The sequence below is a fragment of the Bacillus sp. FJAT-27245 genome (assembly GCF_001273955.1).
In the GTDB taxonomy this organism is placed as follows: Bacteria; Bacillota; Bacilli; order Bacillales; family Cytobacillaceae; genus Bacillus_D.
In genome coordinates this window covers 818,981-840,212 of the sequence record NZ_LIGI01000001.1, presented here as the reverse complement: position 1 = coordinate 840,212, position 21,232 = coordinate 818,981, and the positions used below count along the sequence as shown (strand labels likewise).

The window sequence follows — 21,232 nt, the reverse complement described above, 5'->3', positions numbered from 1 at the left end:
TTTTATAGGCAAAAATCCGCATTTTGTTCTGACCGCCAATTTAAGTCCGGAAATATTAAAAACCGCCGGAAAAATCCCGGCGGCTGAATCGTTGCAAATATGGTTGGAATTTTATCCGGCCCTCTCGTCCGAATAACTGCCATTTTTAATATTTCCCTGGACATTAGTCCGTTTATGGAATCCTTTAAGGAAATACAGTGCGGTTAAAAGGCCGAGCCATAGCGGGCCGACGATGACTGCAATCCTCGTATCGGCGCTGTACGCCATGATGCACACGACAAATGCAAGAAACGCGAGCGCGATATAGGATGTATACGGAAAAAGCGGTACCTTGTACTTCAGCCTGAGCGTTTCCTCGCTGCTCAGAATCTTCCTGTATTTAATCTGGGAAAGGAGGATGACTCCCCACGTCCAGATTGCACCGAATGTCGCCACACTTGTAACGATGGTAAAAACCTTTGCAGGTACTAAATAGTTAAGCACAACTCCTATAAGCAAGGCGGAGGCAGAAGCAATAACCGCCACACCCGGAACGCCGTTCTTTGTAACCTTACTGAATTTCTTCGGAGCCTCTCCATGGCCCGCCAGGTTATAAAGCATTCTGGCTGTACTGAAAATACCGCTGTTGCAGGACGAGAGCGCGGCGGTCAAAACAACAAAGTTGATGATGCCCGCAGCAGCCGGAATGCCTATCTGTTCGAAAGTCAGGACGAACGGGCTACCCTTAGTCCCAATTTCTTCCCATGGATAAATGGACATGATGACAAACAATGCACCGACATAAAAGATTAGGATACGCCAAAATACCGTATCGATGGCACGAGCCAGCGATTTTTCGGGGTTTTTGACTTCCCCCGCAGTTACGCCAATCATTTCAATGCCAAGGTATGCGAACAGGACCATCTGGAGCGATAGAAGCACTCCTTTTGCCCCGTTCGGGAAAAGGCCTCCGTTGTTCCAAAGATTGCTGATACCTGTTGCAATTCCGCCATTGCCAAGCCCAAAAGCGATCATTCCCACTCCGATTATGATCATGGCAATGATGGTAACTATTTTTATAAGAGCGAACCAAAATTCCAATTCACCATAAGCCTTGACCGCCAGGAAATTGATTGAGGCCATGATAACAAGCGCCGCAAGCGCCCAAAGCCATTGCTGGGAATCCGGGAACCAGTATGTCATGTAAATCCCTACCGCGGTTATTTCCGCCATGCAGGTCACGACCCAAAGGAACCAGTAATTCCAGCCGGTTATGTATCCTGCAAGAGGACCAAGGTAATCCCTCGCGTACTGGCTAAAAGAACCCGCAACTGGTTTCTGGATTGCCATTTCGCCCAGGGCCCGCATAATGAAAAACATAATCAGCCCTGCAAATGCATAGCCGAAAAGAATACCGGGCCCCGCCATTTTAATTGCTGTTGCAGATCCCAAAAACAAACCTACACCTATTGCCGCTCCCAGGGACATAAGTGTTATATGCCTTTGTTCAAGCCCCCGCTGCAAAGTTTTTCCGTCTGTTGTCTTGCTCATCTGCTTCCCCCCGTTTAGTACCGGCTCACGCCGGAGAGTTTGCAACCTTCTCATTTACCCTGGAAAAGAGGACTGTAGTCCTGTTTTCCTGCTCCCTTTAGTTCTCTCTTTTTCCCATAAGATAAATCGTAAGAAAATAGACGAAATTGCCCGGCTTTGCACCGATGCAATTACATAACAGTTTTTGCTATACTCTTTACTATACGGCCAATCCCCCAATCAGCCGAAGAAGTGAACAGTATGGAAATTCACTATCTCCTCCCCTCCCACAATTTGGCAGCGCTTTCATATTGTTTGACAACTTTCCTGGAAAGATTGTAACATGTCCAAAAAAGAAAGCTATTGTGGAAAAACATAAAAATTTTCTTCGGCTTTTGTTGAATTCACCAAAAGACACTCGAAAATTACTCATCTCATGGAGGTGTCAGCATTGCCAACACATGTAAAAGACTTGTTCAAAACCACCTTCGATAGCCTTGAAGAATTTGCAGAAACGACCAGTTCAGCCCTTCTATGCCCAATTACAATAGAAGATGCCAACCATCGGCTCCTTGCTTACAGCAGCCACGATGACAGAACAGACCCTGCCAGGATCTCCACCATTATTAGCAGGCGGGTACCTGAAAAAGTTGTCAACCAGCTCTGGAAGGATGGAACGCTTCCTACCCTTTTGAAAAGCAGCGACCCGGTACGCGTAAGCTGCAATCATGAAATCGGGCTTGGCAATAGAGTTGCCATCGCAATCCGCAATCAGGATGAGCTGCTCGGGTTCATCTGGGCACTGGAAGTTGACAGGACTCTTGATGAGGATGATTTCACCCTGTTAAAAAGTGCAGCAGAAGCGGCAAAAAATAAACTCCTTCAGCTGCAAATCCGAAAAAACAGAAAAGAGGACCGGAAGCAGGAGTTCTTTTGGAAGCTGTTAACTGGCCATCTGAATGATAGCTGTGAAATAAAGGAGAATTTTAATCAATTGCAGCTTTGCCCTACCCCCGCCTTTGTTGTGGCGGCTTTTGACTTTGGCCAAAACATTTCGAGCCAGGAAGAAAAACGAATTTCCTATTTACTGTATACGTACCAAGAGCTGAAGCCGATGCTGCACACAATCGACTGCAGCCTGTTGATTCTCCTCATTGGAATCAGTGACGAGATCGGGCAGCCGGATAAGGCGGAGCGTTTTTATGGATCTTTTGCCGGAAAACTTGCCAGCCATCTTGGAAGGTCAATTCCTATCCGTCCGGCGTTCAGCAGTGTCCATTACGAATACAGCCAGTTAGCCAGAGCTTATCAGGAAGCGCTATCTGTTTTGGAAATCAAAGATAAATTCCCCGAGGAAACGGGAAAAATCCATAGTTATTCCAAGCTGGGCATTTACCAGCTGATGGACATCGTCCTTGAGAAACGGAAAAACAGCAGCTACGAAAACCGTGCCATCATGCGATTGGCCGAATATGACGAAAAGAATAACACTAACCTTGTCGAAACACTTGAAGTATTTCTTACAAAAGACACCAGCACAAACGATGCCGCCAGGGGGCTGAACGTCCATGCCAATACACTTAACTATAGGCTAAAGAGAATTTCCGAAATTGGCGGAATCAATTTTAAGGACCCTAACCAGAAGATGCTTCTTTACTTGGATCTGAAGCTCAGGAAATTTGACTGATTTTCCTTTTGTGGTTTTCCACAAAAGGAAGCGTTTTCTTTTTCCTTTCTTTACAATGAAATTATAGTCGAAACATTTTATACTTATCACAAACCAAATTGTATGGTTAACAAAGGGGAGGTAACAACAATGATTATTGGAATTCCAAAGGAAATTAAAAACAATGAAAACCGGGTGGCGCTAACGCCGGCGGGGGTCGTTTCATTTGTTGTTGCAGGCCATAAGGTGCTTATCGAGAAAGGTGCCGGGCTTGGAAGCGGGTTCACGGATGAAGCTTACGCTGAAGCTGGCGCGGTAATAATTGAAAACGCTTCCTCTGTATGGGCTGGTGCCGAGATGATTATGAAGGTAAAAGAGCCGCTTGAAAGCGAATATGGCTATTTTAGGCCCGGCCTAATCCTATTTACCTATCTCCATCTTGCAGCTGAGCCATCGCTTGCGAAAGCGCTCACCGATAAAAAGGTCATTGCCATCGCCTATGAAACAGTGGAAGTAAATCGGACACTCCCTCTTCTTACTCCAATGAGCGAGGTAGCGGGCAGGATGGCATCTCAAATCGGCGCCCAATTTTTACAAAAGACGAATGGAGGCCTTGGGATTCTGTTATCCGGGGTTCCAGGGGTAAACCGCGGCAAGGTAACTATTATTGGCGGCGGTATTGTCGGCACAAACGCTGCAAAAATGGCGATTGGCCTTGGCGCCGATGTCACAATCATTGACCTGAACGCGGACCGCCTGCGCCAGCTTGATGATATTTTCGGCTCACAGATTAAAACACTTATGTCCAATCCATTCAATATCGCAGAAGCGGTTGCTGAAGCGGATCTTCTGATTGGGGCTGTACTTATTCCAGGTGCAAAAGCGCCAAAGCTTGTAACCGAGGAAATGGTTAAGAAAATGAAACCAGGTTCGGTCATTGTCGATGTAGCCATTGACCAGGGCGGGGTCGTCGAAACGAGCGACCATGTGACAACCCATGATAATCCTGTTTATGAGAAACATGGAGTTGTCCATTATTCTGTAGCCAATATGCCTGGCGCGGTTCCAAGGACGTCAACCATCGCGTTGACAAACGTAACCGTCCCTTATGCACTGCAAATCGCAAACAAAGGGGTAATAAAAGCGATTACCAACAACCAGCATTTGAAACTTGGCGTTAACACTGCCAATGGAGAGGTAACGTACGAAGCTGTCGCCAAAGACCTGGGATACGTCTATGTACCGGTGGAAACCGCTCTTGAAAAAGAATTCTCAATGATTTAAATGCATTCACCTTTAAACCAAACAGCCCTTCAGCATGCGTGAAGGGCTGTTTTTAAAATTCTCCAATACCGGAGCGAAATGGTGGTATCCACAATCAGCCGACAACAAGTTTCAAATAAGGGGGATTAATTGGGTGGGTTTTACAAGTTTTAGGGACACATGGGCAGAAGTTTCACTGGATCATCTTAAAAGCAATTTGCGGCAATTCCGCGAATTTATCGGCGGCACCACAAAACTGATGGCGGTCGTCAAGGCAGATGGATACGGACACGGCGCGGTACAGGCGGCACAAGCGGCTATTTCCGCGGGTGCAAGCTATCTGGGGGTGGCCATTTTAGATGAAGCCATGGAGTTGAGGCAAGCAGGCATCAGGGAGCCTATCCTTGTCCTTGGCTATACTCCGGAGAGGTCAATCGGCGCGGCCATTCAACAAGATATAACACTAACCGTTTCCAGTTCGGAAACACTTCATAGCATTATCTCGAAAGCCAGCCGTTTGAAAAAACCAGCCGCCATCCATCTGAAAATCGATACAGGTATGTCGCGAATCGGCTTCACTTCGATTGATGAAGCTGTCGAAGCTGCCATGTTGGCGCATTCGGCAAAAGACATCCATCTGGAAGGTATTTTCACCCACTTTGCAAATGCGGACGATTGCCAATCTTCCTATACAAGTTTACAGTATTCAAGGTTCAAGGAAGTGCTGGACAGTATTGAGCTTAAGGGGGTCACGATTCCAATACGGCACTGCTGCAACAGTGCCGCTACGATGAATTTTCCGAATATGCATCTCGATATGGTCCGGATTGGAATCGCGATGTATGGGCTATATCCCGACCCATCATTAAAAGGGCACACAATCCGCCTTGTTCCGGCAATGGCCTTTAAGACGAGAATCTCCGCAATCAAAAAGGTCCTTCCAAACCAGCCCGCAAGCTACGGCTGTACGTGGGTTTGCCCGCATGAAACAGTTCTCGCAACCATCCCGGCCGGCTATGCGGATGGGATTTCAAGGCTTCTTTCCAACCGCGGCAAAGTATTGGTAAACGGACAATATGCACCTATAGCGGGCCGGATTTGTATGGACCAGACCATCATCGATGTAACCGGAATAAAAAATTGTAATATAGGCGATATCGTGACAGTATTCGGGCGGGATGGGGAGTGCCACCACCCAGTCGATGGCCTGTCCAGCCTGATCGGGACAATCCCTTATGAAGTTGTTTGCTCAATCGGCAAGCGCGTCCCGAGGGTACATATCAAATCTGAAGCTGGAAGGAATCCTCTAGATGGACGCCCTCCCGAAACGGTTGTGGGGTAGTCGCCACAAGGTTCCATTGTATAATTTCCAGAGAACCAAAAAGGAAGGGTCTCCCCTTCCTTTTTTCTATTTCATATTCATATTATGAACTGATTTTCCCGGGGCCGCAACGAGCCGCGGTGAAGCACCAAAGACAAGCCCCACGAGAATCGCGGAGAAAATTGCATTCGGGAGCATATAGGAGCCGTTATATAAAAACGAGAAAAGGGCCGCCGGCATACCCTTGGGAGCGGAAGTCGCAAAAAACACAATCCCTCCAATAAAATGCGCCATGAACCTTAACACGCTGCCGAGCAGGACACCAGTACTCATGTATGTGAGCCATTTTGTTCTATTATTTTCAGCTTTCGCTTTTCTGATGGCAGCTGCAAAAATACCCGCCGCTCCCACGACTGTAAAGGCGACCAAATAATCAAGCGCCCCCTGGACCGGATGTATGATATATGCCTGCCCAAGGACAATTTGCAGTAGCCCAAGAAGAAATCCACTAAGCAGGCCTCCCTTAAGGCCCCAGCGGTAAGCCATTAAGAAGATCGGGACCATCGCAATCGACAGCGATCCGCCTTGCGCCCAAATTTTCAGAGAAAGAAAATTTGCCGCCATATCCAGCAAAAACGCGAGTGCTGTAAATACTGCCACTTCTACCAAAAATAAAGTTTTCCTTTTTTGTTCCATTAACGTTTCCCCCTTGTTTGTCCGGATGAAAACTAGGCTTCCATCCATATTTGTCCGGGTATCCGTTTGAAACCTTCCTTTTCGATATGGTTGTGCCTTGGAGGCGTTTTGGCCAAATAAAAAAAGCAATACAAAAACGCATTTTAAGGGGTTTTGTATTGCCATTTATCGGCATGCCACATCCCTACGCTAGCGTTAACTAACAGGTTCAAAGGGTCAGAATTCAAAACATTCACTCTCAGCCGCCCGGGCAGCTCCCCTTGTGGAAGTATTCAATTGATATCCATCTTTACTATACTATTCCGGCCTACTTTTGACAACACTAATCACTGTCAGGTTGAGGTTAATGGCCAGGGTATGGGGTATGGAATTGTAGGAAGGCTCGCACAAAATAAAAAAGCAAATCCATCAACCGCTTCATTGTTGATTGGGCAAGTACCATGTTACGGGAGGACAGCCAATGGAGAGAAATAGCCAATTAAAGGCGGGAGAAACCGGCGCCTGGGTTAGCATTATCGCTTATATTTTTCTTTCATCCTGCAAACTGGCGGCAGGGAAATTCGGGAACTCGGAAGGTTTAATGGCGGACGGCCTGAATAATATGACAGATGTGGTTGCCTCCATCGCAATATTGATTGGGTTGAAAATATCCAGAAAACCGCCGGACAAGGACCATCATTATGGCCACTACCGGGCTGAAACGATTGCATCTCTTGTAGCGGCATTCATCATGCTTGGGGTGGGCATTGAGGTTTTGGTAAATGGAATCCAATCGTTCTTCGAGGGTGATAAGCCTATACCGAATTGGCTAACCGCATGGACGGCTCTTGGGTCGGCCGCGGTCATGCTTGGGGTTTACTCATACAATAAACGCCTCGCCAAAAAAATCAATAGCGCGGCAATCCATGCGGTCGCGCAGGACAACCGCTCGGATGCCCTTGTAAGCATCGGGGCACTGGTTGGAATCATCGGCTCAAAAATAGGTATTGTATGGCTTGATATGCTGGCGGCGGTCATTGTCGGAATTATTATTTGCAAAACGGCCTGGGAAATTTTTCGTGAAGCATCCCACGCGCTTACCGACGGATTCGATGTCAGCAGGATTCCAGGCCTGGAGCAAACAATTAACGGGACACCTGGAGTAAAAGGAGTAACGGAAATCAAGGCGCGTACCCATGGCAACCAGACTTTAATTGAATCAACGATCCTTGTTGACCCACGCCTTACAATCATTGAGGGCCATGCCATAACCGAAGCAGTAGAAAAAGGCTTGAAGTCAAAGCATGGAGTCCGCTATGCGATCATTCATGTGGAACCATATTTTAAGAAAGAATAAATCGCGGACGCCATTAAGGCAAGCAAAACCCGTACTTCCAAGGAAGTACGGGTTTTTATGTTTTGCCTATCTGCTTATTGCTTGTCCTGTATGAAGGAAGGTGTTTGGTTTGAATGACTTCCCTCACGCTCATCCCTCAAGCACTCCTTTTCCTGGCGGCGGCGTTCCCCTTCCGCGACAACAACCGCGCACGAAGCATCGCCGGTAATGTTCACAACCGTCCTAACCATATCAAGGAGCCTGTCAATCCCAAGAATAAGTCCAATTCCTTCAACCGGGAGATTGACCGACTGCAGGACCATCGCCAGCATAATCAGCCCGACTCCCGGTACGCCCGCCGTTCCGATACTGGCTAAAACTGCGGTTAAAATGACGGTCAACAGCTGGGTCATACTCAAATCCACATTGTAAACCTGTGCAATGAAGACTGTCGCCACCCCCTGCATGATGGCTGTTCCATCCATATTGATCGTGGCCCCAAGCGGTTGGACAAAACTAGAGATGCTTTCCGGAACCTTAAGGTTTTTCCGGGCTGTTTCCATAGATAGGGGCAGCGTGGCATTACTGCTGGATGTACTGAATGCAACCCCCATTGCCGGGGAAAAGCCCTTGAAAAATCTGACCGGGTTCATATTGCCGAGGAAGTAAACCGCACTTCCATAGGTTACAAGGGCGTGGATAAACAAACCAAGCAGAACGACAATCATGTAAACGCCCATCGACTTGATCGCGCTGAAGCCCTGGCTGCCGATAGCTGAAGCAATCAGGCCAAACGTGCCATATGGGGCAAATTTCATTACAATATTAACAAGATACATCATAATTTCGTTACCCTGCTCAACAAACCGGTAAAATACATTCGTCTTCTCGCCCAGTGCTGTTAGTGCAAGGCCAATAAAAATTGCAAAAACGATAACCTGAAGCATATTTCCGCTTGCAAGGGCATCAATCGGATTCTTCGGAATGATGTTCAGCAGCGTATCACTGACTGGCGGTGCTTTTTCGGCACTAAATTCGGCGGATTTTGTATCAAATGTGCCCATCTTGCCCGGTTGTATGGTCATGGCCAAAACAAGGCCAATTACAATCGCAATGGCTGTCGTGATGAGGAAATAAACAATCGTCTTAACTCCCATTCTGCCAAGCTTCTTGGGGTCTCCTAATCCCGCAACACCGAGAATGATGGAAAACAAGACGATTGGGACAACAAGCATAGTAATCAGGCTAATAAAAATCCTTCCCGCGGGGGTAAACACGAATTTGTTGAGGATGCCGAATGCATCAGGTGCGAATAAATTCAATAAAAGTCCTGTTATCGCCCCCGCTAGAAGGCCGATAATAATTTTCGTCGTCAGCTTCATACCTTAACCTCCAAATGAAAATAATCGGAATATTTTGATGAGCAATGAATGCCAGTACCTTTCTCTCTATACTCAAAGATTGCATACAGTGTTTTGGCATCTTGCTTTTACACAAAAATAATTTAAAGATTATTACCCTCCGGGAAAAGGGAACAAACAGGCATATTTTGGGATTGTGACGCAAAATATATACACCCTTGGTATTGGCGCCGAATTGATTTCCCTTAAGTCGATTGAATAGGGGGAAGGAAAGCCGGGTTCGGCAAGGATGAGGGAGCAAGAGGTTGCCATTTTGGCATCTCTTGGATAGTGTGTTTCTTAGATGGAAACAACACAAAAGAAATATTATCATAAAAATGAAATGTGGGGGAAATGGAATGTTTACGTTTAAAGTGGATGAGGAAATAGAATTACAATTATTTCAACTAAAAGATTGCAAGGAATTATACAGGATGGTCGATATGAACCGCAACCATTTAAGAAGTTGGCTTGGTTGGGTGGATGATATGACAAGCCCTTATCAGTATGAAACGATTATCCCGATGTGGCTGAAACAGTTCGCGGAAAATAACGGCTTCAACACAGGCATTCGCTACCGGGGCGAATTGGTGGGCTCCGTGGGTTTCCATTATATTGACTGGCGAAACAGTCATACCGCTATTGGCTATTACCTTGCACAAAATGCTGAAGGAAGAGGCATTATGACCCGTTCCGTACGGGCTCTTCTGAATCATGCCTTTCATGATTTAGGCTTGAACCGTGTTGAAATCCGCTGTGGAGAATACAATTTAAAAAGCAGGGCAATTCCGGAGCGGCTTGGATTTACAATTGAAGGGAAAATCAGGGAAGGAGAAATGCTGTATAATAAATTCCATGATTTAATCATCTATGGCATGCTGGCCAAGGACTGGAATAACCGCGGCGCATCCCCTTTTTAAAAGATTGCTATGTTTTTGTTCATACTGGCTTCCTCCCAAAAATAAACTGGTATAGAATTGGGTTGGCAGAGCGCCAGGATGCATCGGCCGAAGTACATTCCAACTGGAACGTTTGACTGTACAGTTTGTTTTCATTTATAATTATTCTTAATTTTATATGTCGAGGTGGTATGATGGGGTTATCTATCGTATTGGCGAACTAGCAAACCGGGCCGGCGTTTCCAAGAGGACGATTGATTACTATACTTCCATCGGACTCCTGAACGCGGAACGGACCCGATCCAACTACCGGCTTTATGACGAGGAAGCACTCGGAGACCTTAAATATATCGAAGAATGCAAGAATATGCATTTTCCGCTTGAAGAGATTAAGAGAAAGCTGGAAATCAGGAAAGCCGGAAAAATCTGTGAATCGGAAGTCGAGGACCAGGCCTATTCAGTTGCCCAGCAAATGAAGCAGCTGCAGGATGATTTAACCGCCCTGCTGCCGCTCATTCAAAAACTGGATACCCACAAGAGGGATTTGGTTTCAAAAAACCTGAACGATGAGGGCAATGCCCTGCTACAGTCCCTGAAAGAATTGACAAGTTGAGTTTCTACATTACCAGGAGGTGACTCCTTTAACCGCATATGCGGGATAAGGAAATTTATTGGACATATTAAACTTGGTTTTAATAGCCATTTTTATTGCTTTAACAGCCTTTTTTGTCGCATCGGAATTTGCGATTATCAGGGTTAGGAGTTCAAGGATTGACCAGTTGATTGAAGAAGGAAGTTCCAGCGCAGCTGCAGCAAAAAGAGTGATTATCAATCTGGATGAATACCTTTCAGCATGCCAGCTTGGCATCACCATCACGGCGCTTGCCCTTGGATGGATTGCCGAACCGACGATGGAAAGGATTCTCAAACCAATTTTGCATGGAATGAATGTTTCGACAGGTGTTTCAAGCATTCTAACGTTCACGATTGCCTTTGCGGTGATTACGTTCCTGCATGTGGTAGTTGGCGAACTTGCCCCAAAAACACTTGCCATACAAAAGGCGGAGGCAATCGCACTTTTAACAGCAAGGCCGCTTATCTTCTTTTACAAGCTGATGTATCCTTTCATTTGGGCTTTAAATGGGTCTGCGCAGATAATCGTCAGATCTTTCGGCTTAAAACCCGCCACGGAAAACGAACTGGCCCATACGGAAGAAGAACTTCGGATTATCCTGTCCGAGAGCTATAAAAGTGGTGAAATAAACCAATCAGAGTTTAAGTATGTGAACAAGATTTTTGAATTCGACAACCGGATCGCCAAAGAGATCATGGTACCAAGGACAGAAATTGTTTCCCTCTCCAAGGATGACACGCTTGAAAGCATCCTCGCAACAATAAAAGAGGAAAAATTCACACGCTACCCGGTAATTGATGGCGATAAGGACCATATTATCGGGCAAATCAATATTAAGGAAATTTTGACAGACCTGATAGGAGAAGGGAAAATACCGGATAAAACAATTGAGAGCTACTCAAGGCCAATTATCCGCGTCATAGATACAATCCCTATCCATGACCTGCTTGTCAAAATGCAAAAGGAACGGATTCACATGGCCATCCTGATGGATGAATATGGCGGGACTTCAGGGCTTGTAACCGCTGAGGACATTCTCGAGGAAATTGTCGGCGATATCCGCGATGAATTTGACATGGATGAAGTACCAATGATTCGAAAAGTCAATGACGAGCATTATATCATTGATTCCAAGGTGCTCGTCAGCGAAGTCAATGACCTGCTTGGCCTGGAAATCCAGGAAGAAGACGTTGATACGATTGGCGGCTGGATTCTGACGGAAAACTTCGAAGCGCGCGAGGGAGACATTATTGCCCGCGATTCCTTCGCATTTAAAATCATTGAAATGGAAGATCACCACATCCGCTATATCGAAGTTACAAAGCTGGTTGAAGAAGCGGAGCCGGCCATGCCACAAGTACCACTCGCAAATCCCGGCATCCTTTCTTAATTCAGATACGACAAAGGCACCTCCCTTTAAGGGAAGTGCCTTTCTTTTTTGGCTATTAAAAAGGAGGCTCTACATTAAGTATAGGGACGGTAACACATCCCCTTCCAATGAATGGTTGACTACCTGTTGGTTTTTAAAATAATCAGTTCTTCTTCCGCTTTGGCAAGCTTGACCAGATGCGAATCGAGCCTCCGGTTTATATGCCTGATTTCCTCACGGGCCGGCCCACCCGCCGATTCCCTGATTTCCTCTACCACCTTCACAATTCCATCTGTCTGCCGCTCCTCGATCCGCTGCAGCGATTCCTTTATATCCGACAGGTCAATTTGATTGACGGCGACACGGTGTTCGATGCTGTCCATTTTCTCTAGCCTGGCAAGCCGCTTTTCAATTTTTTCGAGCGTGGCACCGAATGAGTCAATCAGGTTTTTTATATCATTTACCGTATTTTCTATCTTGTTTGTGTTGTCGTCCATTTTAAGTAAGCTCCTTCTGCTTTTTTCCTATTTTATCACCTTATCCACTATAAGGATGTTACAAAATAGAGAAAATCATGAACGATTCTTGAACTGTCGCTATTCTACCCTGGCGGTGTGAACTATATCATAGTTGCCAATTCATATCCGAAGTAAGCTTAAATGAGAAAGACAATGATTCTATTACAAATACTCCTGTAAAGGCTGGTGGTTATAATGCATCTTGCAATCGATGATAAGGCGCTTTCCTGGTTTACCGATGAATTCGGAATAACATCACCAATCAGCATCCGGCTTTTCCCGCAATACGATGGATTTGGCATTAAGCACAAAGGGTACAGCCTGGCTTTCTCCGCCGAACCCGCGTCCCATCCGAGTTATGCGGCGAAATTGAACGGCCTGACCTTTTACATTGAAGCTAGCGACCTATGGTTTTTCGAGGATACGAAGACATTCCTTTTCTACGATGAGGCAGTTAAGGAACTTGCGGTCAGGTATGAAGAGGAAACAACGTTAAGCAATTGACCCCATTCAACCCGGAGGCACAAGCCCATTCCGGGTTTTTATTTTTTATAATAGGTTCCTCCCCACTACAATAGTGTTTTAACGATTGGATTGGCACCGAACCATCCACAAAGTTTTTCAAAAAATCGGACCATAACACCTACTCAAAACACAATTAATGCTCTCGCAAAATACTCATAAGAGGAGCAGGGTTCGACCGCCGAAATTGGACCTACTTTCAATCTTTCGGGTACTAAAAACGACTTGCCCGAACACCATTGGGCAGGAGGCCAATCGGGCTCTAAAAGGAATTGAGCAGCAATTAACCGAGTCTATTTTCACAAAAATTCTGTAAATAATGATACAATTAATTATAGAAGGGAACGTATTTTTCAGCAAAAGACAAACACTCATATTTTTGCATATATCCACTTCTTTGATATCCGCATGCGCGGTCTCACGCATATTCCCTAAGTTTCATCAAGCCATTCAAAACCGCCTCTCCCTTTCCTATCCTTGAGCAATTTTATACAACTATGCATTTGGACTACGTTTAATAATCGATTTTCTGGCAGTAACGGAATGTTTTTATGCACGTGTGGAAATGGCTTTCTGCCTGCAATCGTGCATATGCAAGGCACATTAACCAAACATAAGGAAGAGGCCTGGATGACCTGTTCACCCAATACCATAATAGGGGGCATGATTTTTATGAAAAGGACCTTTCCGAAAAATTATTTGGCAAGCTTCCTTGCGAAAGCGCTACCATACTATGGGATACTTGCACTCCTATTTGCTAGTTCAGGATACATCGGCTATAAATCCGGGGACTTTTTGGACAGCTATTTTGGCCTTTATCCACTTTTCACCTTGATTGGTTCAGCTGTTGGCCTGGCACTTGGCGTTATTTCAGCTTATTCATTAGCATTGAAGTATTTTAGGAATGGTGGAAAGTATAAAAAGCCGATTGATACCATAATAAAGGCCACTAAGGACTGGCCGGTAATCGAAGTTGACATAGTGGAAGTAAGGAGGGCAGTCAGGAAATTTTCAGACGGACTTCCCAAAGGAGTTTACAGGACCATACTCGTCAACGAGGACAACAGCATTGATTTTAGCCAACTTGCATATATTCTCGGAGGCATCCCTTCAAAAAATTTTTATATGTCTAAAGAAACTTACGATTTATTTGAAGAAATGGAAAAGGATATTCCTGTAGAAATGGATAAGGTGCAAAGAGCGGTCGACCTTTACGTAAAGGAAAAGCGCGAGTATCCAATGCTTCCTTTCGACCCAAGCAGGCGGGKTAATTATTATCAGCTTCTCCAGGACCATTATTTAAAGGAGCTGCCAAAAATCCAATTTTATATAACGGATTGCGATGGGCTGGTCTCACATAAGGAACCTGTCAAAAAACCGGGGTAAAACTTACTAGGAAGCCACACGATGTCGCATAAGCTTTATTAACCCAACCAAGTCATCTGAGTAAAGCGCAATAATTCCCTTTTATTTCCTGTTAAAAAATGAGCGTTATAAGGCTTCTGAATGTTTGTTGGGCTTTTATTATGGGGAATAATTAATATGAAAACTTCCATGAGGGTGGGAGAAATTGAACCATTTTCCGTTGCTGGAAAACAGATGAATCATATAGGATTTCATACAATCAAAAGGCACTCAGGAATCCAATCTGGTATTTGCCCCGGAAGTATCAGAAAGGAGGGATTGATTATTGTTTAAGCAGGTAGAACTTTCAGATTATCATCTTTGGATGTGCCAGCAGATTAAAGAAAAGCTGGCTGAGCGAAACCATATCTCTCCTCTGGATACATTTGACTATACAGAGCGTGACCTGGTAACCATCGCACTAAGTGAGTTGGTATATCGGCTGAACTTTACAGACTCCTCCACTTCGAGGTTGAAATAATACGGAGTATTCCATCCAATGATTAAAGGCCGGAAACGGCCTTTTTTTTGCTTGCCAACAAAAAAGCAACACCATTATTATAATTGGCATTGCTTAATAGGCACCTATATAATTCTCTTCCCGCTCTGAGACAGCGCATAATAAATGCCGTGCTGCAGCGTTTGAAAGCACTGGAATTTGGACAGGTTGATTTGCGATTTGGTTACCATTGCCCCTAGCTCCGCAGAAATGCCAACGAGTATTGTTTCAATCCCAATTAAAGATGCCGCCGAGCCAAGCTTCTGGATAAATTCAAATCCGTATTCACTCATATCATGGTCATGATCGAGCCCTGTAAGGTCAAGAATCAGATAAGAAGCATTGTATTTTGGCAGGTTGAAAAGTGTTTTCACAAGAAGGTCTTCGGCGCGGCTTTCATCGTATTTTCCGATAAGCGGAACAACAACAATGCCATCAAGGACAGGAATGATTGGAGACGAAATTTGTTTTACAAGCTCCTGAAGGTCCTTCGTTTTCTCCTCTACGAGCAGTTCCAGCTCCCGGATTTTTTCAGACTCTTTTTTCCTCGCCAGCTGATGAATATTGCTTGAGACCGTGATTTCCGACGGGAAATATTCGACAACTGTACATTCGTTTCCATCCATCTGGTCCTTCACTACCCTGTACCAAATGTTGGTCCCCAATAGCCCGGTAAAAATTCCAGCATAATGGGCTGGCAAATATTTTCCGCTTGCGTTTTTTCCTTGCACCTTGTTGATTTTATATTCCCAACTGTCCTTAATTTCAATTATAAGTGTTTTATCATCAAGATCCAGATGCTTGATTTCCGCTTTCCCCCAGCCTGCGGAAGCATATGTATAAGGAATCCTTTTTGAAGCTTCCTCCGGTGAAACTTTATTTTTCACAAAATACTCACTTACGACCAACCCCTGCCGAAATCCGGTTGTCTCAAGCACAAGAGCACCGGCTTCCTCTCCGGAAACTTCTTCAATCGTATCAAAAAAGGTTCTCATTGCGGAAGTAATCCAAAAAAGGACAGCATCTTCTCCTTCAAATAAGAATTGGCCATTCCCAATATTCCATTTAAAGTCCAGGCCGCCTACATTGATTTCCTGCTTGGGAGTTAATTTTTCCATAATTTTAGACTGCTCCCCTCTTTATCCATTCTCAACAGGCAGGAAGACCCCCACCTCAAGGTACCGTTGAAATCAAGGAAAATAGGTAGGAATCAATTGCTTGTAAAAGGTCCGATTGGTTCAGCTAACCATCAGCGGGGAAGCCCCCTGCTAATGGAAGGTTACTTTTTATTCAGTGGGTTATCCCCGTTCGTTCTTTTAATCTGTAAATACTTTACCTCTTTATTAATCCCATGTCTAACTAAACGCTTCTTATTGCTGCTGACCCAAAATGGGGAAACCAGCCGCCGGTAGCATGCGTTAAAGCCATTATTTTTGTTAATTACCCTGCGGCAAAAGGAACAGTCCATTACTCCTGAACAACAGCAAGGTTAACTTTTGGATTTTGCGCTCCGTCTCTGTGAGTATGTACTGGATGGAAAAATAAAACTGAACCAGGCCAGCTTTTCCATATTAACTTCCCCAAGTTGTGAAATTTAATCACAAAGTGCCGGATTGTACCATTCAATTACTCGTTCCACTTCACTGGAGGCCACCTGTTGACCAAATAAATCAAGGATTTGGAAAGCGAATGGAGATTCCCCAGATTCAGTGTCCAAATGAAGCGGAAATTTGGATAGCAAACGAAGGTGTCTTTTTCGCACACAAAAAAACGCCGTGTTTTACAAAACACGGCGCCTCCGCACAGTAAATCTTTTAATTGCAGACTCCATGGCTGCTCGGACAGCCCTCAACTTCCCTTTCAACCTGAATTGTACTATGGTCGATGCCAAACTGGTCGTGAAGAAGGCTTTGGGCTTCGTGAAGGATAGAATCATGATCCCCCTCACAGGAAATTGCGATATGGCAGCTCAGCATCGGCATCCCGCTCGTTACTGACCAAATATGGAGGTCATGGACATCGTTTACACATCGGATATTCGATAAAGCAGCACGCAGTTTTCCCGTATCAATATGGTGTGGAGCACCCTCCATCAGAATATGGAAGGATTCCTTCGTCACCCTCCAGCCGGAGATGATAATCAATACCGCGACGGCGACACTCGCAATCGGGTCCGCCACGCCCCAATCAAAGAAGAAAATCAATAAAGCGGCAACGATGGCACCAGCCGAGCCGAGCATGTCGCCTAAAACATGGAGGAACGCGCTCCTAACATTGAGGTTACCGTCTTTATCGCCTCTCATCAGGATAAAGGCGGCTGCAATGTTCACAAGTAGCCCAATAGCAGAAATTGTCAGCATCCCAAGGCTCTGTACCTCGGGCGGGTTCCTGAACCTTTGAAATGCCTCAATGAAAATATAGATTGAAATGGCCATCAACGTAAGGCCATTCAAGGCTGCCGCAATAATTTCAAATCGCTTGTAGCCAAAGGTTTTCCCAGGGGTGGATTTCCGTTCCCCAAGCTTAATCGCAAAATAGCTTAGCCCCAAGGCGGCCGCATCGCTAAGCATATGGCCGGCATCCGAAAGCAGCGCCAGGCTGTTCGTGATCAGGCCGCCCGCCACTTCCACGAACATAAACGAAGCGATTAGCACAAATGCCCAAAGCAGCGCCTTTTTGTTGCCTGTATGGTGGTGATGGCCGTGGCCATGGCCATGTGAATGGGAATGATGATGATGATGCCCCATGTAAAAATCCTCCCAAGTTACGCTCCGGGCCGGACGGATAGTAAGCCGACACCGAAGTAGTTATATTTTTCCGCCGTCTGTCCTTTCCAGGACAATCTTCCGGTACATCCCGCCTAACAGGATCCCCCTGTCTTCCTTTATCTTTACCCTGTTTTCGGAGCTGCTAATGACCTTTTCAAAAGAAATTCCGATATCCGTACCGAGAAGGCGGATGAGCGGCCTGACTAGTTTCTTCAATCGGCCCAAGTCTCTACCGCGGGGAGCAAATTTGTCAAATATCACAATGCCGCCTCCCTTCTTCACAACCCTGGCCATCTCCTGGAACGCTTTTTCCCCGTCAGGTACAACTGAGAGAATCAGGCTCCCAATAACCCAATCAAAAGACTCATCAGGAAAGGACAATTCCTGCGCATCCATTACGAGAAATTCAACCTTTTTTCCATTCGCTTTCCTTTTTGCCTTTTCAAGCATCTCCTTTGAAAAGTCAATCGCGGTTACGTTGAGGTCGGACAGAGGAATCTGCATAAGGTCCGCCCCTGTCCCGACTCCGACAAATAGGATCCGCTCGCTTTTCAAAAAGGGAATGGATGAAAATAGTTCCTTCCGCGCTTTTAAAAATGGCCCTTTATTGAAGAACACATCATAGACCGGCGGCCAAAATTTATAAATGATTTTGTTCCAGTTGCTATTCATCCCACTCCCCCGAAAGAAACCGCACAAGGTTGCCCTTTTTACTTTACCTTCAATAATCTTAATCCATTAAGCGTGACGAGAAGGGTCGCTCCCATATCGGCAAAAATTGCAATCCACAATGTCAGCCACCCAGGGATGACCAAAAGGAGCGCCACAAGCTTTAGCGCGAGCGAGAAAGTGATGTTCTGCTTAATAATCGCCAGAGCTTTCCTGCTTAACTTTATAGCGAATGGCAGCTTTCTGAGATCGTCACCCATCAGGGCTAGATCGGCGGTTTCAAGGGCCGTGTCCGTTCCCGCGCCGCCCATCGCGATTCCGATCGTTGCAGCGGCAAGTGCCGGGGCGTCATTTATTCCATCCCCAACCATCGCCACCTTCCCATAATCCTTCCTAAGCTCCTTTATTATTGACAATTTATCTTCAGGGAGAAGCTCCGCCCGGATATCGGTTACTCCGGTTTGTGCCCCAATTGCCCGTGCGGTTCCCGCATTGTCCCCTGTCAGCATAACCGTCCTCTTAATGCCCATGCCATGCAGCCTGTCGATGACTTCACGGCTGCTTTCCCGTACCTCATCCGCAACGCCAACGAGGGCTAGTATATCTTTTTCGCTAAAAAGGGCCATAACTGTCTTTCCTTCCTTTTGTAGCGATTCAATTTGCGCCTGAAGAGGACGGATCGCTTTTTCCCGGCAAACGTCCGCCATAAAGGCCGGGCTTCCGGCGAAAAAAGATGTTCCGTTAATCCTGCCTTTAATTCCCTTCCCGGTTACGGAAGATGCATCTTCAACGAATACATCTTTAAAGGGAATGGAGAGATCTTCAGCCTTTTTTAAAATTGCCGAAGCGAGCGGGTGTTGGGACCCGTATTCGAGAGCCGCCAAAACGGACAGAATCTCTTTTTCATCCTTTCCTTTTAAGGCAATAATGTCCGTTACGGCCGGAACGCCTTTTGTCAGCGTACCGGTTTTATCAAAGGCAATGGCATTTAGTGCTCCGGTTTCCTCCAAGTGGATGCCACCCTTAATTAGAACTCCGTTCCGGGCGGCATTTCCAATTGCCGTGACAATGGAAACCGGCGTTGAAATGACCAATGCGCATGGACAGCCAACAACCAATACCGATAGGCCTTGGTAAATCCATTCATTCCAGCCCGCTCCGAATAGAAGCGGCGGAACAATTGCGACCAGTGCGGCAATTGCCATGATTATCGGCGTATAATATTTGGCGAAGCGGTCAATGAAAGCCTGTGCGGGCGCTTTTTCCGCCTGTGCTTCCTCGACCAGGTGGATAATTTTTGCGATTGCCGTGTCCGCGACAAGCTTTGTTACCTCTACTTCCAAGATTCCTTCTTCATTTAAGGTACCGGCATACACATCATCGCGCTCCTTTTTTTCAACCGGAACGGATTCCCCTGTAATGGCAGCCTGGTTAACCGTTGAATGCCCTTTCGTTACAATTCCATCCATCGCCAGTTTTTGCCCTGGCTTCACAATCATGATGTCGCCGATTTCGATTTCATCAGCCGGAATTACCAGTGTATCGCCATTCCTGCGGATCAAGGCTTCTTTAGGGGCAATATCCATAAGCGACCGGATGGAGGCCCTCGCTTTATCCATCGAAAATTTCTCGAGTTCTTCGCTTATCGCGAACAGGATGACAACGACCGCTCCCTCGCTCCACTCTCCGATGATTGCCGCCCCTATGATGGCAATCGTCATTAAGGTCCTCATGTCGAATTCAAGCCGGACCAAGTTTTTCAGGCCGGTTTTAAATAATGGATATCCACCAATCAAAATGGCAGCAAGGAATGGCAAAAATGCGGCAGAAGCCTCCCCATTAAACCAGTGCGAAGCGTATCCCATCAGGACGAAAGCCAATGAAATGATTACCCTGGCGTATTTTTTGAAAAAAGGCTCTTGTACCGTTTCGGAAGCAGCAGCTCTCTCCGGGAAAATTTTCAGCCGGTCAAAGGCGCCCGCTTCTTCGATTTCCTCAATTGTTGCTGTTCCGTACACGGTTATTTTTGAAGCGCCAAAATTGATAGCTGCGTTAGAAACACCATCCAGGTGCTTGACGTTCTTTTCGAACTTCGCCGCGCAGCTCGCTCAGGAAAGCCCCTCAATACGAAAAATCTGTTTAGTTTCGGCCACGCCCAGCCACCTCCTCATGATGTTCAAAGGCAATCTCGATAAGCTGTTTCACATGGTCGTCATCCAGCGAATAAAAGACGAGCTTGCCTTCCTTCCTGAATTTTGCTAAGCCAAGGTTGCGGAGGGTCCGTAAATGATGGGAGGCCGTCGCAACGGAAGATCCAACGATAGTCGCTACATCACAGACGCAAAGCTCCTCTTCTATCGCCAAGGCGTAAGCAATTTTCAACCTCGTATCATCGGACAGGGCTTTGAAAATTTTCGCCACCCCACCAGTACTTTGATGTTGGAGCATCTCCTTAACTTGATCCACTTTATCTTTATTGACTGAAACAACTTCACATATATCTTGCCGGGCCATACTCCCACCTCATTCAAACAACCATTTGATTATATGATATTCAAATGTACATTTGACTGTCAAACAATAATCCATTTTTCCAAAAAAAGATAATTTGGCTGGCTGTTAAGCTTTTGGAAAGAAACCTTATATCACTGGTTTCCTGCAAAATGCAGTACCCTCCCACTGTCCGCCATGAGTGGGATAAAAACGGGTATTTGTCCTCCTTCATACGTCTAGTCCGCTTTCATCACTATGAATAAGCTAGCTAGTAAGCATGAGGGAAA

General features: G+C 45.8%; 19 protein-coding genes and 1 riboswitch. Of the genes, 10 read left to right on the top strand and 9 right to left on the bottom strand.

What is annotated here, in order from left to right:
* Window positions 1-111: 111 nt before the first annotated feature.
* Window positions 112-1,530, bottom strand: a complete 1,419-nt coding sequence (locus tag ADU24_RS04085) for an amino acid permease (protein ID WP_053365428.1) — start codon at window positions 1,528-1,530, stop codon at window positions 112-114.
* Window positions 1,531-1,960: 430 nt separating this feature from the next.
* On the opposite strand from ADU24_RS04085, the gene ADU24_RS04080 reads away from it, so the two are divergent.
* The 3 genes from ADU24_RS04080 (at window position 1,961) to alr (ending at window position 5,780) form a co-directional block, all read left to right on the top strand.
* Window positions 1,961-3,196 carry a PucR family transcriptional regulator gene (locus ADU24_RS04080; protein WP_231689560.1) on the top strand — a complete coding sequence of 412 codons (1,236 nt, stop codon included), beginning with the start codon at window positions 1,961-1,963 and terminating at the stop codon, window positions 3,194-3,196.
* Window positions 3,197-3,325: 129 nt separating this feature from the next.
* Window positions 3,326-4,459, top strand: coding sequence for an alanine dehydrogenase (gene ald, locus ADU24_RS04075; RefSeq protein WP_053365426.1), 1,134 nt, complete (start codon window positions 3,326-3,328; stop codon window positions 4,457-4,459).
* A gap of 133 nt (window positions 4,460-4,592) precedes the next feature.
* Complete coding sequence (alr, locus tag ADU24_RS04070; protein WP_053365425.1) at window positions 4,593-5,780, top strand: alanine racemase; 1,188 nt, start codon at window positions 4,593-4,595, stop codon at window positions 5,778-5,780.
* Between the two features lie 66 nt (window positions 5,781-5,846).
* Here the strand turns inward: alr and thiT are convergent, their stop codons facing one another.
* Entirely contained in the window at window positions 5,847-6,455 is a 609-nt protein-coding gene (gene thiT, locus ADU24_RS04065; RefSeq protein WP_053368767.1) for an energy-coupled thiamine transporter ThiT, read from the bottom strand.
* Between the two features lie 164 nt (window positions 6,456-6,619).
* Window positions 6,620-6,726, bottom strand: a riboswitch (TPP riboswitch).
* A gap of 189 nt (window positions 6,727-6,915) precedes the next feature.
* Between thiT and ADU24_RS04055 the strand changes: the two genes are divergently transcribed.
* Entirely contained in the window at window positions 6,916-7,791 is an 876-nt protein-coding gene (locus ADU24_RS04055; RefSeq protein WP_053365423.1) for a cation diffusion facilitator family transporter, read from the top strand.
* A gap of 74 nt (window positions 7,792-7,865) precedes the next feature.
* Here ADU24_RS04055 and ADU24_RS04050 read toward each other — a convergent pair whose 3' ends face one another.
* A complete protein-coding gene (locus tag ADU24_RS04050; protein WP_082306804.1) occupies window positions 7,866-9,152 on the bottom strand; it encodes a dicarboxylate/amino acid:cation symporter in 1,287 nt (428 codons plus the stop codon).
* Window positions 9,153-9,529: 377 nt separating this feature from the next.
* Here ADU24_RS04050 and ADU24_RS04045 point away from each other — a divergent pair, with 377 nt between their 5' ends.
* From ADU24_RS04045 to ADU24_RS04035, 3 genes are all read left to right on the top strand, one after another.
* Window positions 9,530-10,090, top strand: a complete 561-nt coding sequence (locus tag ADU24_RS04045) for a GNAT family N-acetyltransferase (RefSeq protein WP_053365422.1) — start codon at window positions 9,530-9,532, stop codon at window positions 10,088-10,090.
* Window positions 10,091-10,247: 157 nt separating this feature from the next.
* Window positions 10,248-10,682, top strand: a complete 435-nt coding sequence (locus ADU24_RS04040; RefSeq protein ID WP_053365421.1) for a MerR family transcriptional regulator — start codon at window positions 10,248-10,250, stop codon at window positions 10,680-10,682.
* A gap of 58 nt (window positions 10,683-10,740) precedes the next feature.
* The gene (locus ADU24_RS04035) at window positions 10,741-12,093 is read left to right on the top strand and encodes a hemolysin family protein (RefSeq protein ID WP_053365420.1); all 1,353 of its coding nucleotides are present in this window, start codon (window positions 10,741-10,743) and stop codon (window positions 12,091-12,093) included.
* Window positions 12,094-12,212: 119 nt separating this feature from the next.
* Here ADU24_RS04035 and ADU24_RS04030 read toward each other — a convergent pair whose 3' ends face one another.
* Window positions 12,213-12,569 (bottom strand): hypothetical protein, encoded by a 357-nt coding sequence (locus ADU24_RS04030; protein ID WP_053365419.1) that lies wholly within the window; start codon window positions 12,567-12,569, stop codon window positions 12,213-12,215.
* A 216-nt stretch (window positions 12,570-12,785) separates the two neighbouring features.
* Here ADU24_RS04030 and ADU24_RS04025 point away from each other — a divergent pair, with 216 nt between their 5' ends.
* The 3 genes from ADU24_RS04025 to ADU24_RS04015 all read left to right on the top strand — a co-directional run bounded on the left by ADU24_RS04025 (window position 12,786) and on the right by ADU24_RS04015 (window position 14,997).
* Entirely contained in the window at window positions 12,786-13,094 is a 309-nt protein-coding gene (locus ADU24_RS04025; RefSeq protein ID WP_053365418.1) for a HesB/YadR/YfhF family protein, read from the top strand.
* A gap of 690 nt (window positions 13,095-13,784) precedes the next feature.
* Window positions 13,785-14,498: an AtpZ/AtpI family protein gene (locus ADU24_RS04020; protein ID WP_053365417.1), complete on the top strand. Its 714-nt coding sequence runs from the start codon at window positions 13,785-13,787 to the stop codon at window positions 14,496-14,498.
* 304 nt (window positions 14,499-14,802) lie between these two features.
* Entirely contained in the window at window positions 14,803-14,997 is a 195-nt protein-coding gene (locus ADU24_RS04015) for a hypothetical protein (RefSeq protein ID WP_053365416.1), read from the top strand.
* A gap of 104 nt (window positions 14,998-15,101) precedes the next feature.
* Here the strand turns inward: ADU24_RS04015 and ADU24_RS04010 are convergent, their stop codons facing one another.
* From ADU24_RS04010 to ADU24_RS03990, 5 genes are all read right to left on the bottom strand, one after another.
* The gene (locus ADU24_RS04010) at window positions 15,102-16,133 is read right to left on the bottom strand and encodes an STAS domain-containing protein (RefSeq protein ID WP_053365415.1); all 1,032 of its coding nucleotides are present in this window, start codon (window positions 16,131-16,133) and stop codon (window positions 15,102-15,104) included.
* A 696-nt stretch (window positions 16,134-16,829) separates the two neighbouring features.
* On the bottom strand, window positions 16,830-17,762 hold the full coding sequence (locus tag ADU24_RS04005; RefSeq protein WP_053365414.1) for a cation diffusion facilitator family transporter: 933 nt from the start codon (window positions 17,760-17,762) through the stop codon (window positions 16,830-16,832).
* 60 nt (window positions 17,763-17,822) lie between these two features.
* A complete protein-coding gene (locus tag ADU24_RS04000) occupies window positions 17,823-18,455 on the bottom strand; it encodes a class I SAM-dependent methyltransferase (RefSeq protein WP_053365413.1) in 633 nt (210 codons plus the stop codon).
* A 38-nt stretch (window positions 18,456-18,493) separates the two neighbouring features.
* The gene (locus ADU24_RS03995) at window positions 18,494-20,623 is read right to left on the bottom strand and encodes a heavy metal translocating P-type ATPase (protein ID WP_082307024.1); all 2,130 of its coding nucleotides are present in this window, start codon (window positions 20,621-20,623) and stop codon (window positions 18,494-18,496) included.
* Window positions 20,592-20,966: an ArsR/SmtB family transcription factor gene (locus ADU24_RS03990; RefSeq protein ID WP_053365411.1), complete on the bottom strand. Its 375-nt coding sequence runs from the start codon at window positions 20,964-20,966 to the stop codon at window positions 20,592-20,594. Before ADU24_RS03990 ends, ADU24_RS03995 begins: the two co-directional genes overlap by 32 nt.
* Window positions 20,967-21,232 lie beyond the last annotated feature (266 nt).

What these genes read in the sequence shown, in the direction of transcription:
- ADU24_RS04085 (WP_053365428.1), bottom strand. Translation starts at nt 1,530, where the DNA reads ATGAGCAAGACAACAGACGGAAAAACTTTGCAGCGGGGGCTTGAACAA.
- ald (WP_053365426.1), top strand. Translation starts at nt 3,326, where the DNA reads ATGATTATTGGAATTCCAAAGGAAATTAAAAACAATGAAAACCGGGTG.
- thiT (WP_053368767.1), bottom strand. Translation starts at nt 6,455, where the DNA reads ATGGAACAAAAAAGGAAAACTTTATTTTTGGTAGAAGTGGCAGTATTT.
- ADU24_RS04055 (WP_053365423.1), top strand. Translation starts at nt 6,916, where the DNA reads ATGGAGAGAAATAGCCAATTAAAGGCGGGAGAAACCGGCGCCTGGGTT.
- ADU24_RS04050 (WP_082306804.1), bottom strand. Translation starts at nt 9,152, where the DNA reads ATGAAGCTGACGACGAAAATTATTATCGGCCTTCTAGCGGGGGCGATA.
- ADU24_RS04045 (WP_053365422.1), top strand. Translation starts at nt 9,530, where the DNA reads ATGTTTACGTTTAAAGTGGATGAGGAAATAGAATTACAATTATTTCAA.
- ADU24_RS04040 (WP_053365421.1), top strand. Translation starts at nt 10,248, where the DNA reads ATGTCGAGGTGGTATGATGGGGTTATCTATCGTATTGGCGAACTAGCA.
- ADU24_RS04030 (WP_053365419.1), bottom strand. Translation starts at nt 12,569, where the DNA reads ATGGACGACAACACAAACAAGATAGAAAATACGGTAAATGATATAAAA.
- ADU24_RS04025 (WP_053365418.1), top strand. Translation starts at nt 12,786, where the DNA reads ATGCATCTTGCAATCGATGATAAGGCGCTTTCCTGGTTTACCGATGAA.
- ADU24_RS04010 (WP_053365415.1), bottom strand. Translation starts at nt 16,133, where the DNA reads ATGGAAAAATTAACTCCCAAGCAGGAAATCAATGTAGGCGGCCTGGAC.
- ADU24_RS04005 (WP_053365414.1), bottom strand. Translation starts at nt 17,762, where the DNA reads ATGGGGCATCATCATCATCATTCCCATTCACATGGCCATGGCCACGGC.
- ADU24_RS04000 (WP_053365413.1), bottom strand. Translation starts at nt 18,455, where the DNA reads ATGAATAGCAACTGGAACAAAATCATTTATAAATTTTGGCCGCCGGTC.
- ADU24_RS03990 (WP_053365411.1), bottom strand. Translation starts at nt 20,966, where the DNA reads ATGGCCCGGCAAGATATATGTGAAGTTGTTTCAGTCAATAAAGATAAA.